Origin of the sequence: Bacillus sp. AL-1R (assembly GCF_052180195.1) — a bacterium.
Classification (GTDB): domain Bacteria; phylum Bacillota; class Bacilli; order Bacillales; family Bacillaceae_G; genus Gottfriedia.
The window spans coordinates 2,044,120-2,059,921 of record NZ_CP197469.1 but is presented as its reverse complement, the minus strand read 5'-3'; the positions used below and the strand labels follow the sequence as shown (position 1 = coordinate 2,059,921).

General features: G+C 32.2%; 11 protein-coding genes. 1 reads left to right on the top strand and 10 read right to left on the bottom strand.

The features are described from left to right. Positions 1-1,449 precede the first annotated feature (1,449 nt). From ACSBO6_RS09690 to ACSBO6_RS09645, 10 genes are all read right to left on the bottom strand, one after another. Positions 1,450-2,643 carry an RHS repeat domain-containing protein gene (locus tag ACSBO6_RS09690; protein WP_498844666.1) on the bottom strand — a complete coding sequence of 398 codons (1,194 nt, stop codon included), beginning with the start codon at positions 2,641-2,643 and terminating at the stop codon, positions 1,450-1,452. A gap of 774 nt (positions 2,644-3,417) precedes the next feature. Continuing rightward, positions 3,418-4,929, bottom strand: coding sequence for an RHS repeat-associated core domain-containing protein (locus tag ACSBO6_RS09685; protein ID WP_498844563.1), 1,512 nt, complete (start codon positions 4,927-4,929; stop codon positions 3,418-3,420). Beyond that, complete coding sequence (locus ACSBO6_RS09680; protein ID WP_498844562.1) at positions 4,904-5,581, bottom strand: hypothetical protein; 678 nt, start codon at positions 5,579-5,581, stop codon at positions 4,904-4,906. The genes ACSBO6_RS09685 and ACSBO6_RS09680 overlap by 26 nt, the downstream gene beginning before the upstream one ends. 46 nt (positions 5,582-5,627) lie before the next feature. Continuing rightward, entirely contained in the window at positions 5,628-7,646 is a 2,019-nt protein-coding gene (locus ACSBO6_RS09675) for a DUF6531 domain-containing protein (protein ID WP_498844561.1), read from the bottom strand. A gap of 15 nt (positions 7,647-7,661) precedes the next feature. Next, positions 7,662-7,937 (bottom strand): hypothetical protein, encoded by a 276-nt coding sequence (locus tag ACSBO6_RS09670; RefSeq protein ID WP_098848608.1) that lies wholly within the window; start codon positions 7,935-7,937, stop codon positions 7,662-7,664. 719 nt (positions 7,938-8,656) lie between these two features. Continuing rightward, a complete protein-coding gene (locus ACSBO6_RS09665) occupies positions 8,657-9,628 on the bottom strand; it encodes a DUF4822 domain-containing protein (protein WP_498844560.1) in 972 nt (323 codons plus the stop codon). 74 nt (positions 9,629-9,702) lie between these two features. Further along, on the bottom strand, positions 9,703-10,377 hold the full coding sequence (locus ACSBO6_RS09660) for an ankyrin repeat domain-containing protein (RefSeq protein WP_498844559.1): 675 nt from the start codon (positions 10,375-10,377) through the stop codon (positions 9,703-9,705). A 287-nt stretch (positions 10,378-10,664) separates the two neighbouring features. Next, the gene (locus ACSBO6_RS09655) at positions 10,665-11,036 is read right to left on the bottom strand and encodes a hypothetical protein (protein WP_498844558.1); all 372 of its coding nucleotides are present in this window, start codon (positions 11,034-11,036) and stop codon (positions 10,665-10,667) included. Between the two features lie 233 nt (positions 11,037-11,269). Further along, entirely contained in the window at positions 11,270-11,956 is a 687-nt protein-coding gene (locus ACSBO6_RS09650; protein WP_098845091.1) for a response regulator transcription factor, read from the bottom strand. After that, positions 11,953-13,401, bottom strand: a complete 1,449-nt coding sequence (locus tag ACSBO6_RS09645; RefSeq protein WP_498844557.1) for a sensor histidine kinase — start codon at positions 13,399-13,401, stop codon at positions 11,953-11,955. Before ACSBO6_RS09645 ends, ACSBO6_RS09650 begins: the two co-directional genes overlap by 4 nt. Before the next feature lie 968 nt (positions 13,402-14,369). On the opposite strand from ACSBO6_RS09645, the gene ACSBO6_RS09640 reads away from it, so the two are divergent. Next, a complete protein-coding gene (locus tag ACSBO6_RS09640; protein WP_498844556.1) occupies positions 14,370-15,278 on the top strand; it encodes a nuclease-related domain-containing protein in 909 nt (302 codons plus the stop codon). Positions 15,279-15,802 lie beyond the last annotated feature (524 nt).

The following is a 15,802-nucleotide window of genomic DNA, read 5'->3' as shown; positions in this document are numbered from 1 at the left end:
AAATGTACATACTTAGGTTGACATTTATATGTATATATTTATTTAACTTCAAACCGATTTTTAATGTTCATGTTTTTGGTTTTAGCTGTCTTGCATATATATTAATAAGCCCTCTAATCGACTGAGAAAAGGGAATGCTCCTGAATACCCTAACTTATCGGTAATTAAAAAAGGATCTTTATTGTTTAAAGACTCTTTTTCCTTATGTAACTATTGCATGCGATAGTTTAAGTGCAATAGTTCACAATCTTTTTTCTGGATTAATACAATCAGTCTTAACAAAAAGATGGATTATTTATTTCTCTTAAATTCTCTATAAAATAGATTCTTCTAAAGCGAAATTAAAATAGACTAGACTTTGTGTTTTTTAATTTATTTTTAAACGTAAGCGTCAAATAAAATATCAAGTTTAGATACTTTATTTCTTGTTTTAATTATATTTAATACAGTGCCCTTTATTATTTCAGCAATTTATAATGCTAAAAAATATATTCAATCCAGTGAATTCTTATCTAATTTTTTTAAATTTCCTAAATATTCCGGTACCTATTATAATCAAAGCTCCTATAAAGAGAAAGCTATAATTACTGATATGATCCATTATTACTGCAAATAAAAGTAATGTTATAATAAGTAAATAGAAAATGTACCTTGCTCTATCAGATATCTTAATAATTTTAAATGGAATAGTTAGTAATACTAACAAAAATATAAATAAAACGAACTGAATAAAGTCTAACCAAACCATAGAAATAATCTCCTTTCATCTAAGTTTTTCTATACGCTGATTTGTTAGTTGTAGATTGCCGCGAAATAATGCATAAGTTTACAATTGTTAATACATAATTTTACAATTCTATTTACCCGATTACCAAACTTTATCAAGGCTTGTGGCCTAAAAAAAATAGCATGCCCATCTCTATGTTAATTGGCAGGAGTTTATACCATGACAAAAATCTGCACGATTACTTAAAATACAAGTAAAAGATTATCAACCACTTAAAGCATGAGAAAAAGTAGATTTCTCTTTAATAAGTTACTGGTTGACCAAAGTACTTTTTTGTGATTTACGTGTTGAAATTCGTTAAAACAAACAATTAAACTTGACATAATTAATACTAACTCAAGAATAATTTTTTTATAATTATTATAGTTAAAAGTAGTAAAGTTATAAAAAAAAGAATGCTATCAATACCTTTTCTAATTGATTCTAAGATTATAACCAATATAATGAGTAAAAAAAAACTATTTTTATAAACTTCTATTATACCCAACGATTTAAATGGAATTGTAAACAAAACCAACAATACAACAACTATAATAAATTGAATTGTGTTAAATTTCATGTAATTATCTATCCTCTGTGAATACAACATTAATATATATTTTTTATAAATTTTTAAGCGACCTAAATTTAATAAGTAAAATTAGGTCGCAATTTGTTATATTCTATCTTTTATAAAATTTAACCAAAGGATAAGGGAGCCATTGAACTACAACTTTGACACCTTTACTACCATTATAATAAGCTAAATTTTTGGGAAATCTGTAGTTTCCATAAGCCATTATAGCACTAGCAACAGATGCCGGAAGTAAACCGTAAGCCCCCGTAATGACACATACTAACGCCCATAGATCAGCTCTGCTATCAAGCGTTCTAGACCAATAATTTGCTTCTGATTTTAAAAAATACACATCTAAGCTAGTCCAATGTAACTTGGTCGATATATGTCCACTTGGATCGATATACATAACTGGATTATTATTTACATATGCATATAAATTCAATGTAGTAGGATTCTTAAGCTCACTGTACTCTATTTGATCCTTCGTCAAGAAACGACCAATATCTGAGCTATAGTAGCGAGCTTTCAAATAGTAAAGTCCCGTTTCTTGATCGTAATAGTATCCTGCATAGCGAAACGGAATATCAACTGTACCTGTCTTACTTAGTAACTCACCCCAAGGACCATAGTTGTATGTTGCTACTCTATTACCATTGGCATCTGTTAAAGCTAAAATGTCGCCACGGTGGTTTGTATGGACATAGTACATTGAACCATTTTTTTCAACAGCCACTAACTCATCTCCATTATAGATATATTGAGCTAATGTGTTTCCACTTGTATCACTTTCTCTTACTAATCGATCTTGGTCATCCCAGTGATAATTAATTGTACCACCAGTTGGAGTCGTTTTGCTAATACGTAGACCTCTATAGTCATACGTGTAGGTCGAAACGGTCGAACCATCTGAGACTTTTGTTACCTTAGTTAGCTGATTTTCATGATTATAAAAATAATTGTATTTACTATCTTTAGTCAAATTACCATTGACATCGTAAGTAAAACCAGTATTCGTGATTTGGTTTGCTACGTTGTAGGTAAATGTCTGACTTCCTTTTTTAGTTATGTTACCTACTGCATCAAACTGATAGGTTGTAAGAGTACCAGCTTCATTTGTCCAACCTGTTAAACGATTCAGCTCATCATAAGTGAATGTTTGTGTCCCATCATACCCCTGAATAGTCGTAATATTTCCGTTTTTGTCGTATTCATATGTGAAAATGCCAGAATTCGGATTTCCATTGCTAGCAATTTCTTTAATACGACCAAGTTTGTCATACGATTGTAAACTTTTTATACCGTTTCCATAAACGATTTCAAATGGTAGTCCTGACTCATTATAGGCCTAGTCACAGGGTTTGTGCTGTAGACCGCAAAGTAAAGTAGCCAAGAGTACGCTAAAGTTGTGGTAAAGATATTTGGTAATACTTTCGGACATATCTTTTGATAATTATAGAATCCAATGGCAATCATTCAACCGATAAATGGACAGAGTAATTACAAAAATAGTGGTTTTTGGTAACCATCATTAGTTAATCGATCTGCAAATTTCTTTTTTGGTATTTCTGTAACAAACTACTTTGCGGTCTATGACAGCAACCCTGTCACTAGGCCAATAAAGAAATACCATAAAAACTATGCTGGTATGAATGATGCTGTAAATCTTTATAAAGAAGGAGAAATGATAGTTAAATAAAAACTGACTCAAAAAGTCGTCATGCAACGATCTTTAGAGTCAGCTTCACCTTTGAAATCTTTTATATTAAGATATCAATCTCTAACTATTTCGGAAACTTTTTTCATCGATTCAACTTATTCTAAGACTAATTGAATTAATACTCTTAGAAAATTGAATGTTATTATAGAAAAATAATCGAATATACTAATCCTAAAAGACCTAAATAAAAGGCCGAAGACCATGAATCTAATGGCTCAGAAAAAAAAGCTATTGTCATCATTAATTTTTCTTTTTTACTTTTTGCTCTAAAAAAATATATAAAAAACATAATTAGTGAAAGAACGACTAAAAATAGGCTTCCTATAATTATTAATATTTTCATATATACCTCTCTTAGAAGAATTTTTTTGCCTCTCTAGCTATCACTTCTTTCCATGAAAGGCCACCAGGATTAGTATTAAATTTATTTACGATAGATTTGAGAATATTATATTGTTCGTATATGAAGTAGTTTGCTATCTTTATTTCCTTACTAGACAGGTAACCCTTATTCTTTGCAAGTTTAAGAAGGCCACCTACTCGACCAAGTGCACTCGCACCTATTCCTCCTGTAACAGCTCCTATTGCAGCCGCTGTTCCCACTTGTACTAGCATATTAGACTTATTCGCTTTTTGAATGCCTAACTTTACTTCTACTTTGTACTTAACATATGCTACAAAACCGGATATCAAGGCTCCTTTTGCCATCCACCATAGCCATGCAAACTTCCCATCTGGATCAACCATCATTATTGGATTATTATTCGCATATGCATATAAGTTCAAAGTAATTGGTACTTGATTATCTCCGTTTTCTATCCCATCTTTTGTTAAGAAACGTCCTAATTCTGAATTATAGTACCGAGCCTTCAAATAATAAAGGCCAGTTTCTTGATCGTAATAATACCCTGCATAGCGAAATGGGATATCCACTGTACCAGTTTTACTGATAAGCTCACCCCAAGGACCATAGTTATAAGTTGCAACTCTATTTCCGTTGGCATCTGTTAAAGCTAAGATGTCACCACGGTGATTCGTATGAGTATAGTACATAAATCCGCCTTTTTCAACAGCTACTAACTCAATTCCGTTGTAGATATAAAGCGATAAAGTGTTACCATTTGTATCACTTTCTCTTACTAATCGATCTTGATCATCCCAATGATAATAGATTGTACCACCAGATGGTGTCGTTTTACTAATACGTAGACCACGGTAGTCATACGTATAAGTTGCAACCGTCGAACCATCAGAGACTTTCGTTACCTTTGTAAGCTGGTTTTCATGGTTGTAGATATAATTGTACTTACTATCTTTTGTCAAATTACCGTTGACATCGTAAGTAAAACCAGTATTCGTGATTTGGTTTGCTGCATTGTAAGTGAATGTCTGACTACCTTTTTTTGTCAGATTTCCTACTGCATCATACTGATAGGTTGTAAGAGTACCAGCTTCATTTGTCCAACCTGTTAAACGATTCAGCTCATCATAAGAAAATGTTTGTGTTCCATCATAACCCTGAATAGTCGTAATATTTCCGTTTTTGTCGTATTCATATGTGAAAATGCCAGAATTCGGATTTCCATTGCTTGCAATTTCTTTGATACGACCAAGTTTGTCATACGATTGTAAACTTTTTATACCGTTTCCATAAACGATTTCAAATGGTAGTCCTGACTCGTTATAGTTAAATTTCGTTACTTTACCACTAGTGTCAGTTAAAGAAAGAAGACGGTTATCCGATCCATAACTATACGAAATTGTTTTGTTTTTTGAATCCGTACTACTTAAAATATTCCCTACTTTATCTAACTGATAATTAATGGAATAGCCAAACAAATTAGTGTATGATGTTAAACGGCTCATCCCATGGATAACTCGTACTATCTTCATTCCCTGCGTTATCATAAGTATGAGAAGTAACTTTTCCTAATGGATCAGTCATACTTGTTATTTGATTCAATTCGTTGTAACCAAACGTAGTTCGATACATGTTATCTGAAGCTGATGAACTACGCGCATCTCGAATGGATACATGTAAGTTTGATGGATCATACTCATAACGAGTGACTTTCAGTTTTGGATCTGTCACCGATGTAAGATTGTTATTTCCATCAAATGCGAAACTGGTCTTATATCCCATTGGATCTGTCATGCTAGTCTGATTTCCAACACCATCATACGTAGACTGTGTTAAATCTCCATATGCGTCCTGTGTTGAAGTGAGATAGTTTCCACTAGCATCGTACCCATATAATGTTGTACTACCAGTGGTTAGTTTTATATTATCAAAGTAAGCCGTTCCTGTTGATGCCCATACGGTACCATATACTTTTGCGAACGCTGTATTAGCTGGTGGAGTCGAACTAAATGCATAACGCGTAAAGTCTTGCGTACCTTTTTGAAGCTTAGCTCCTCCGTAGCCTATATAAGCACCTGTACTATCATAGTAGTTAATTTCGATTCTAGCCCCATCACCTGACAAGTTATTTGTTTTGATAAATCCTGATACTGTCAATGGTTCACCTGGTTTTACAGGTATGTCATTACTGCCAATCCAAGAATCACCAAGTAGGAAAGTTTAGTTTTGCGCTATATGAGCCAGCCCACGCTGCTTCAGTCGTAATCGTTGCAGGGTTAGATGACTTTGTTAACCATAATGCGCCTCCCCACTCAAAGCTAGAATTTTCGTTCATGTTAAAGTCAGTTAAAATATGACCTTCTTCTGATTTTACGGGTTTTTCTAACTGAATTCCATCAAACCAAGCAGTTCCACTTGCTCCATCTAGATCAACAACTGCTAAAGCGTATGCACTATTCGCTGGTACAGTTGCCGTTACATTATAATAAGGGTTTCCTGTTCCTGTAAAACCTTCCGTATAAGAATAACTGATAAAATTCCAATTAGAGTCATAGAATTCGATTCCAACGTCTGCCCCGACTGTTCCAAAAACATTATCAATTCTTCCTTTAGCTGATAAAGTTAATTTTTCACCAGGAGTTACAGTAACCCCATTACTATACAAGTAAGCATTGGTTGCAGTCGTACTAGAAATTTTTACACTTTTCGATCCGTAAGTTGACACTGATGAATCAACTGAAATTTTAGAGGTATTACCACCTTTATTCCATCCGATAATATTCCCGTTTGTGTCAAGTCGTTCTATACTTCCATTTTCTACTAGATTATATGTCGGTGCTCCTATGTCAGTTCTAGAAGTAACCTTTCCATTCGAATCATAAGTTGTTCCATCCGCCTCTTGACGCTCTAAATTGACAGCCGAAATTTGATTTGAATTCTCATCATAACGAGATGCCTGTTTATTTTGATTAGGATCTGTTACTTCTGTTGGATTATTTTTACTGTCATATTTAGTTGTAGTTGTTGCTGTACTAGTAGGACTAATCGTATCTGAAACTTGAGTGACATTTCCCTTGCTATCGTACTGATAGGTACTAGATCCTTTGCTGTCACTAATTGTCATCAATTCATTTTGATTCCAATCATAGTTAAAGATGTTATTTACTCCATCTTTATACTGCGTTAAATTCTTTGAAGTATTGTGAATATAAGTGCTTTTTTTACCCGCAGGATCCGTAATTGTTGCTGTACGTGTAGGATCGTCATAAGCAATTGTCGTTTCATAAGTTGTTGTCGCATTTGATCGTGCATCAACCAATTTAACCATACGGCTTAAACTATCATAGTTAAAAGCTGTTTTTTTACCTTTTGCATCAATAAAAGTTTTTAAACGATTCGAGGTATCATACTCAAATTGAACTTTATTATTCTGAGCATCTGTTACACCAATTAGTTTACCGTTTGTATCGTATGAAAACTGAATTTTATGATTAGCTGGATCCGTAATATTATCTAATCGCTTGTTTGTATCATAAGTATACGTTAGAGTTCTACTAGACGGATCAGTTACTTTGGATAAATTTCCATTCGTATCGTAAGAAAAACTCTTTGAATTTTGTTTTTCATCAGTGATACTTACAATATGTCCGTTTTCAAAACGAGAAATGGACTGATCTTTATCTTGAATTGTAAAAATACCTGCTTGCAGTTTAGTTAAAGTTAAATGTTTTCCAGCAGGAGCAGTATACGTACCATCTCCATTTTTTGTAAATGTATGATTCGTAGCATCTTCATCTTTCAAAGTAACGCTTCCATCCGCGTTTTCTTGTAAGAATAATCCATTTACTAATGACCAACCAGGACCTACGCCAACGTCTTGTTGAGTAGTTGCATTGTAAGTCAATCCTTCGCTTAATGGTAAAGCACGACCATCTACAGTTACCAGTGAATTGTTTATCACAAGGTTTCCAGTCGCAGTATTAACTTGTGAATACCAACCTGAACTTAAAGTTGTCGTGTAGAAGTTCCAATAAGATTCTTGCCCTAAATTCGGTTTATCCGCAACACCTGTCGTAGCAGCAAATGTTCGTTGTGTGCCAATCTTTGAATGCTGACTTGGAGGTATTGCATATAAAACAGAAGAAGCAGCAAAAACTGAAACTACAAGTTTATTTATACGTCGTTGTAAAGAAGACTTATACAAAGATGACTTTTTCCCCATGTTATCCTCTTCCTCCTATTTTAACGAATCGGCTTTTTCAGGCCTTTTCTTCTCTATACTTTTGTCACTATCAACTTGTTCAAAAGGAGTGTTTCCTTTATGTACTTGGACATTAGGCTTCAAATTTCTTTTCGGTTGAGGCTTTTCCCCTTTTTTCAAATCCTGTTTTTCTAATTTCCAATCAGCTTTTTTGGGGCTATTGTCTGATGGGGCTGCCATAACGTTGGTTAATATAACAAATGATGAAATAAGAGCTCCTCCAAATACAATGTAACGTTTGTTCATTTTCATGTTCATGCCTCATCTAGATGTTAATTCTTAAAATAAAAAAAATTCAGAAAAATGTTTCTAAAATGCCCCCTCCCATTCAAGTGAATTTTTTGGAAGGGTTTTCATTTTCTGCCCTAAGATATTTTCTTATAAAATGACATGAAAGTCACCATGAAAAATATGGAATTTTAAGAGTATAAGAAATATTATAATTTTTATTATAAAAAACGTTCAAAACCTTCATTTAGGTTGGTAGGTATTTTTGTGTTTTCTATGAATACCATATACAAATCTAGTTTACATAAAGCTTCTTAGCGGAAGTTGCGAAAAAGCCAATCCCTTGTGCAGCAAGGGATTGGCTTTTTAGTTTTTTCTCACGTTATACAGTTTTTTATACATTGTTGATGTAAAAGGCTTTTGGGGAAGGTCTTGTTCACCTAGTATTCTCTTTTTCTGTATAAAATCCTGCATAGTATTTTTCTTCAAGTTTTATTAAAAGAATGACATTAGAGATCTAAAAGTATTTATAAATATGTATGCTACTATAATGATCCCTCTCCCCTACCTAAAATTAAGTGAATCATTGATTTAGTGATGTACTTCCAAATATTGAAAATCCTAAGAGAAAGAGGATGCTTGGGTAAAACTATAAGTAAAATTATTATTAAAATAATAATTAATTGACTAACATTTTAACCTTTTTCTAGAATTGTTCAAAAGGTCCTTTTTGAATACTCATTTTAGAAACTAAAGACTGGTTTAAAATCACCTTTATACGGCTCATGTTCAACAAATACAGTTATATCCTTACCATCTTTGTCTTTACCTGTTCTTTTATAAGTAAATTTATTTTTATTAAGCTCCGTCAATTCAAGAACAGCACCATACTTATTTGTTCCGATTGAAACATGTGCTCTAATTTTATTTCCATGGGCAATATCGAAGTATCCATAATCACCACGGCTTTTTCCTGTTTCAAGATTGAAAAACTCATATTTGTTTGTGTAACCATCAAATTTTGCAAGACTAATAAAATTCGTATTGTATTTCGTTACGTCATTCCCTTGTTCATCAAGTACTTTTGTACCATTCCAAAGTGTTCTTCCTAAAATTTTATCTCCATCAATTTTTTTTACAATTTCCCCTGTTTTAGTATCTAGTTTTTTATCTGGATCTGTAAATGAAAGTGCTTTTCCTTTATAAGGGACATGTTCAACGTATACTTCTACATCATTACCGTTTGCATCTTTCCCCATTCTTTTATAAGTAAATACGTTTTTATTTAGTTTAATCATATCGACTACAGCTTGGTAATTCATTGATTCTGAAATTAAAATTCTCTTTTTACCATCATTTGTAATAAAGAATGTTCCTTTATCCCCACGACTTTGACCTGTTTTTGCATCGAAAAATTCGTATCTACCTGATTTAGAATCATATTTAGCAAGACCAATAAAATTTGCGTTCTCTTTTGTTAGGTCATGATGATTTTTATCATACACTCTTGTACCTTGCCAGTTTGTACTACTTAAAATATTAGCCATTACTTGCCCTTTTGTTAACTTGTTCTTAACCTTTTTTGGTGCTTTATAAACTCTTTCATCTTTTTGTTTACTATGCTCTTCTTGTGCGTTAGCAACAGTATTATAACTTGTTACTACTAGAGAAACTCCAAGTAAAATTGATGAAATTGCTTTTGTTTTCTTAATCATTTAATTGTCTCCTTAAATTTTTATCGTTATTTATATACTCCCCAATTATTCTTACAATTGGCCATGAACTTTTATTATTTAGCTCCTGCTTTTAGTAAAATCTCTTCAATCTCTTTAAAACCTCTCTTACGTGCATGCTGTATAGGGCTAACGTTTTCACGATCAGGCAAATTAACATCTGCTCCATTCTCAATAAGCAATTGCACTGTTTGCTGTTGTTTTTCATTCCCATCGTTCAAAAGTATTACTTCTAATAGAGCAGTCCATCCAAGATTATTGACATGATTAACATCAATATCAGTATGATTAAGAAGCTCTTTTACGACATCCACATATCCATGTTCTGAAGCAGGAATCAATGCTGTTCCACCATACCGGTTCGTAATTGTTGGATCTGCTCCTGCTTTAATTGTAAGTTTTAAAATATCGATTAATCCCTCTGCACCAGCATATAAAAAAGGATTATTTTTCATATGATCTCGTATATTTACATCTGCCCCAGCTTCAATCAGTACTTTTGCAGTTTTGAAATCATTATGGTAAGTTGCAATCATTGTAGGAGTTTGTCCATTTGAATTCTGTGCATTAATATTCGCACCATTCTCAATCAACTTCTTTACGAAATCAGTTTCTCCTCGCTTTACTGCCTGAAATAACTGTTCGTTCACTTTGTCTTCCCCCTTAGCAAATGAGGCACATCCATTTAGCAAAAGTATGCAGCTGGTGACTACTGCAAATATCTTCCACATAAAGTAACGTCCTCCTTTTCCTTTAAAAATCTACATGAAAATATCGTTTTATTCCTGGGAAATTACCCTCCAATCTTTTTCATTAAATAGACCATTGTTCGTCTGTAATCTATATTAATCTTTAAATGAAAACTCCATCTAAACAAATTATTAAAAAAGTATAAAATTTTTAATAATATTTCTTTTTAGATTGCTGTATTGAACTAAGAATTAAAAAATGACCGACAAAAATGTCGATCATTTTTTAAAATAACGCAATGGTTATGGAGCAGTATGAAATTATCATTTTATTCTTTTCTAAAAAGAATCATTAGTAGATATACAATAAAAATACCAGCAGTTGTCATTCCAATTGTTGATACAATATGACCAAAACTAAAATTCTCAGTAATTGTTACTTCTCCCCATTCTACAATGACTCTTGACATAACTCCGACAAGACCACTAATAAGAGTTATAAATAAGGTGTTGTACCACTTACTTTGAAAGGTGTTAAAACATAAAATACCTGCCATGAAACAATAAAAGTAAAATAGGAAATTTAAATTTAAAGTAAATCGTAAAGGGAATAAAACAAATGATAAAATAATTTGATTGAATGCTATTAGAGAAATTAAGGCCAACTTTTTTTTATTTTTAAGTGATATTGCCAAGTTCATTTTATTAAACACCTCTATTCAAGAATAAAACTCTACATTTAATATTCAACAAGTGTGTTTTAAAAACCTTTGACTATCATTCCATTTAAAAATTTGCTGAAATAACCAAAAAAAGAAGCGTTTCCCTATATTATTCTTCCTCAACTAATCTATCATTTAGTGATTGGTAAATTAGAAAATCAATTTAAATGGTTCCTATAAATAAAAAAACGCCACTATGTGACGTTTATTAATTAAATATTAAACCGATAACCCGCTCCCCAAACGGTTTCCAAGAACTTCGGGCTTGTGGGATCTCTTTCAATTTTTTCACGTAATCTACTAATATGGACAGTTACAGTTGAAACGTCTGCAGCTGATTCGAGACCCCAAACTTTTTCATAAAGTTGTTCTTTACTTAATACTTGGTTTGGGTTCATTACAAAAAACACCATTAAATCAAATTCTTTTGTCGTAAATGGTACTTCTACCTCGTTAATAAAAACTTTACGAGCGGATCGATCGATTGATATTCCATGAACGTAAATTGTGTTTGAAATCGCATTGTTACCTGCTAGCCTTTCATATCGAGATAAATGTGCCTTTACTCTTGCAACTAGTTCACTTGGGCTAAATGGCTTTGTAATATAATCGTCCGCACCTAAACCAAGTCCTCTAATTTTATCGATATCTTCTTTTTTAGCAGATACAAATAAAATAGGAATGTTTTTTACAGCACGAATTTCTTTACAAATTTCAAATCCATTTTTCCCTGGCAGCATGATATCCAAAATGATTAAATCATAATTTCCTTTTAGTGCATGTTGAAGGCCTTCATCGCCATTATGTTGTATATCGACACGAAAATCATTTATTTCTAAATAATCTCGTTGTAATTCTGCAATGCTTATATCATCTTCAATCAGTAATATTTCTTTCAAATTCTCTCACCTTTCTTTAAGGAAAAAAATATACTTGTCCCCTTACCAATCTCGCTAGTTGCCCAGATTTTCCCTCCGTGCTCTTCAACAATCTGTTTTGCGATTGCTAAACCTAAACCACTACCACCAGTTTGTGAATTTCTTGATTGTTCTGCACGGAAAAACCGATCAAAAATAAATGGTAATGTAGCAGGGTCGATACCTTGTCCATTGTCTTTGACTTCTACAATTACTTCACTTAACTGTTCATTTATTGAAAATGAAATTCCCTTCTCTTCTTTGTTCATATATTTCACACAATTACTTACTAAGTTTGACAACACTCTTTTTAATTTCTCTCGGTCCGCTGTAACATTGATTGATTCAAGCAAATGATTAAATTCTATCTCGATGCCTTGCTGCCTTAAATCCAAATTTATTTCCTCTATATAGCTTTTGATATATTTATTCAACTCGAAAGTTTCAAAATGAAATGGTTCCTTTTTTAAATCAAGCTTAGAGAATAAAAATAATTCATCGATTAATGAATCCATATCCTTTGCTTTAGAATAAATTGTTGATAAATACTTTTCCATTTTCTCCGGAGTATTTGCTACACCATCTTTTATCCCTTCCACATATCCAATTATTGAAGTAATTGGTGTTTTCAAATCATGTGAAATATTGGACAGTAGCTCTTTACGGTTTTCCTCATATTGTATCTGGAGATTGATCGATTCTTTTAATTTTATTCTCATTTCCTCAAACGCTTTATTTAATACACCAATTTCATCATTTGAACTCATAACAATTTCGAAATTCAAATCCCCAACTTTAATCTTTTCAGCACCATTTTTAAGTTTTGAGATTGGCTTAATAATGCTTCGAGAAACCAGATAGTTTAACATTCCAATAATCATAATAAATAAAAAAAGTAGTAAGCCTAGTAAAATTGGGAAAAGATTACGGATAATCTCGGTATATGAACTTGCCTTCTTTAAGACAAAAATACTCCCTTGGCTTTGATCTGGAAAATAAAAATCAAATTTCACATACGTAAAAAACAAATCTTTTATTTTTATCGTATCCCGAGTATTAATATTCGTTGCCTCAAACCCAGGAAGCGCTTGTTCCAGCCCTTTTTTGTCTAAAGCCGTAGAAGCGTACTCGATATTTGTACCCTTTCGTACTACGATTCCGATATTCTTATGCTCAATACTTTTGAGTTCCTGTCTATTGAGTAACTGATTAGGATTATGTTTAGCAAGCAACTTCAAATCAAGAAACACACTTTCTTCAACTGTAGTCAAAGGCTTTTGTACATAAGTCTTTTTATAAAGATTTTCTACTGACTTTACATCCCCTGTTATTGCAAAAATAATTAAAAACCCTGCTGCCAATAATAATGTAATCGAAAATAGAATCACACCTATATATGACAACAAAAACCTCATTTTAATTGACATTTCTTTCACTCGCTCAGTAATAAATTTTTAGTTTGATGATCTTTATTCTTAGCATGCTCTTGAGAAAGCATAATTCATCTTTTTCCAGTTTTAGATCTCCATGAACACTTCATGAGAAAGTATAATTCAGCTTTTTCCTTTTTTACTTCCCCATGAACATCTCATGAGAAAGTATAATTCAGCTTTTTCCTTTTTTACTTCCCCATGAACACCTTATGAGGAAGTATGATTCAGCTTTTTCCTTTTTAACTTCCCAATGAACATCTCATAAGGAAGTGCTATTCAGCTTTTTCCTTTTTTACTTCCCCATGAACATCTCATGAGGAAGTATGTTTCATCTTTTTCCTTTTTTACTTCCCCATGAACATCTTATTAGGAAGTATGATTCAGCTTTTTCTTTTTTTACTTCCCCATGAACACCTCAAGAGGAAGTATAATTCAGCTTTTTCCTTTTTAACTTCCCCATGAACACCTTATGAGGAAGTATGATTCAGCTTTTTCCTTTTTTACTTCCCCATGAACACCTCATGAGGAAGTATGATTCAGCTTTTTCCTTTTTTACTTCCCCATGAACATCTTATGAGGAAGTATGATTCAGCTTTTTCTTTTTTTACTTCCACATGAACACCTTATGAGGAAGTATGATTCAGCTTTTTCCTTTTTTACTTCCCCATGAACACCTCATGAGGAAGTATGATTCAGCTTTTTCCTTTTTTACTTCCCCATGAACATCTTATTAGGAAGTATGATTCATCTAATTCATTTTATCCTTTTATAAATACTGCTTTTGTAAACTACATACTCAACAAAAAAGGATGTAAATTAAGTGAACTATATCATATAAATCTTAAAAAAATGTAAAATTTGTATGAAATAAATCTAAACATTACATAATTCATAAAATAGTTAAAAAACCATCAATTAATTCGTTTAATTTGAATGTAAAATAGTATGAAAGGATGTGAAATATGAAAAATAAAAAAGAACGATTTGAATCAAATGAATTAAGGATTTATCAAAGTTTAAATGCTAGGAGCAATCTTTCTGATGATGACAGAGTATACTTTTCCTATCTAAAAAAAGGGTTCGAGGGTGAAAAGAAATTTGATCAATGGAATTCAAAACTTTCAGATAACTGGCTTTTTCTAAACGATTTATTGTTCGAATGTAATAAATCCGAATTTCAAATTGATTCGATAGGTATAAATGGAGAAACCATCTATTTATTTGAAGTGAAAAATTTTGAAGGAGATTATTATATAGAAGGAGATCGATGGTATAAAACTCAAAATACCGAAATAAAAAATCCTTACGAACAACTAAAAAGAACCGAATCCATGTTACGAAAATTACTTAATGAATACAAGATCCATTTCAAATTAAAACCTCATTTAGTTTTTGTAAACCCCGAATTTTTTTTATACAATGCTCCTATGAACCTACCCATTATTTTTCCATCACAATTAAATCGCTTAATAAACGAATTAAACATGCAATATTACAAATTAAATGTTAATCACTTTCGACTTGCCGAAGCTTTTTTATCACTTCATAAAACAGAGTCAAAATACACTCAATATCCAACGTATCATTATAACGAACAATCAAAGGGGATCATTTGCGTTAACTGTAATACGTTTATTACTGAAGTTAAAAAAGGGAAACTGATCTGCAAAGCCTGTAACTATGTAGAAAGTCTGCCCAATGGTATATTAAGGAGCGTTGAAGAACTTAAATTACTCTATCCAGATAGAAAAATTACAACTAATGCGGTTTATGATTGGTGTGGAATTTATAAATCAAAAAAAGGTATTTGTAAAGTGCTTCGCGAAAATTTCAATATGAATGGTTATGGTAAATATAGTTATTTTACTTAGTTGATTTAGCTTTGTACTCATTATTATGAGTACATTTTTTATTTTATCTACTTATGGGACCATGCTGAGTAGGGTATTTTTGCTATATTACTTCCCCATAAACACCTCATGAGGAAGTATGTTTCATTTTTTTCCTTTTTTACTTCCCCATGAACACCTCATGAGGAAGTATGTTTCATTTTTTTCCTTTTTTACTTCCCCATGAACACCTCATGAGGAAGTATGTTTCATCTTTTTCCTTTTATACTTCCCCATGAGCATCCTATGAGGAAGTATGTTTCATTTTTTTCCTTTTTTACTTCCCCATGAACACCTCATGAGGAAGTATGTTTCATTTTTTTCCTTTTTTACTTCCTCATGAACACCCTATGAGGAAGTATGTTTCATTTTTTTCCTTTTTTACTTCCCCATGAACACCTCATGAGGAAGTATGTTTCATTTTTTTCCTTTTTTACTTCCCCATGAACACCTCATGAGGCAGTATGTTTCATTTTTTTCCTTTTTTACTTCCCCATGAACACCTC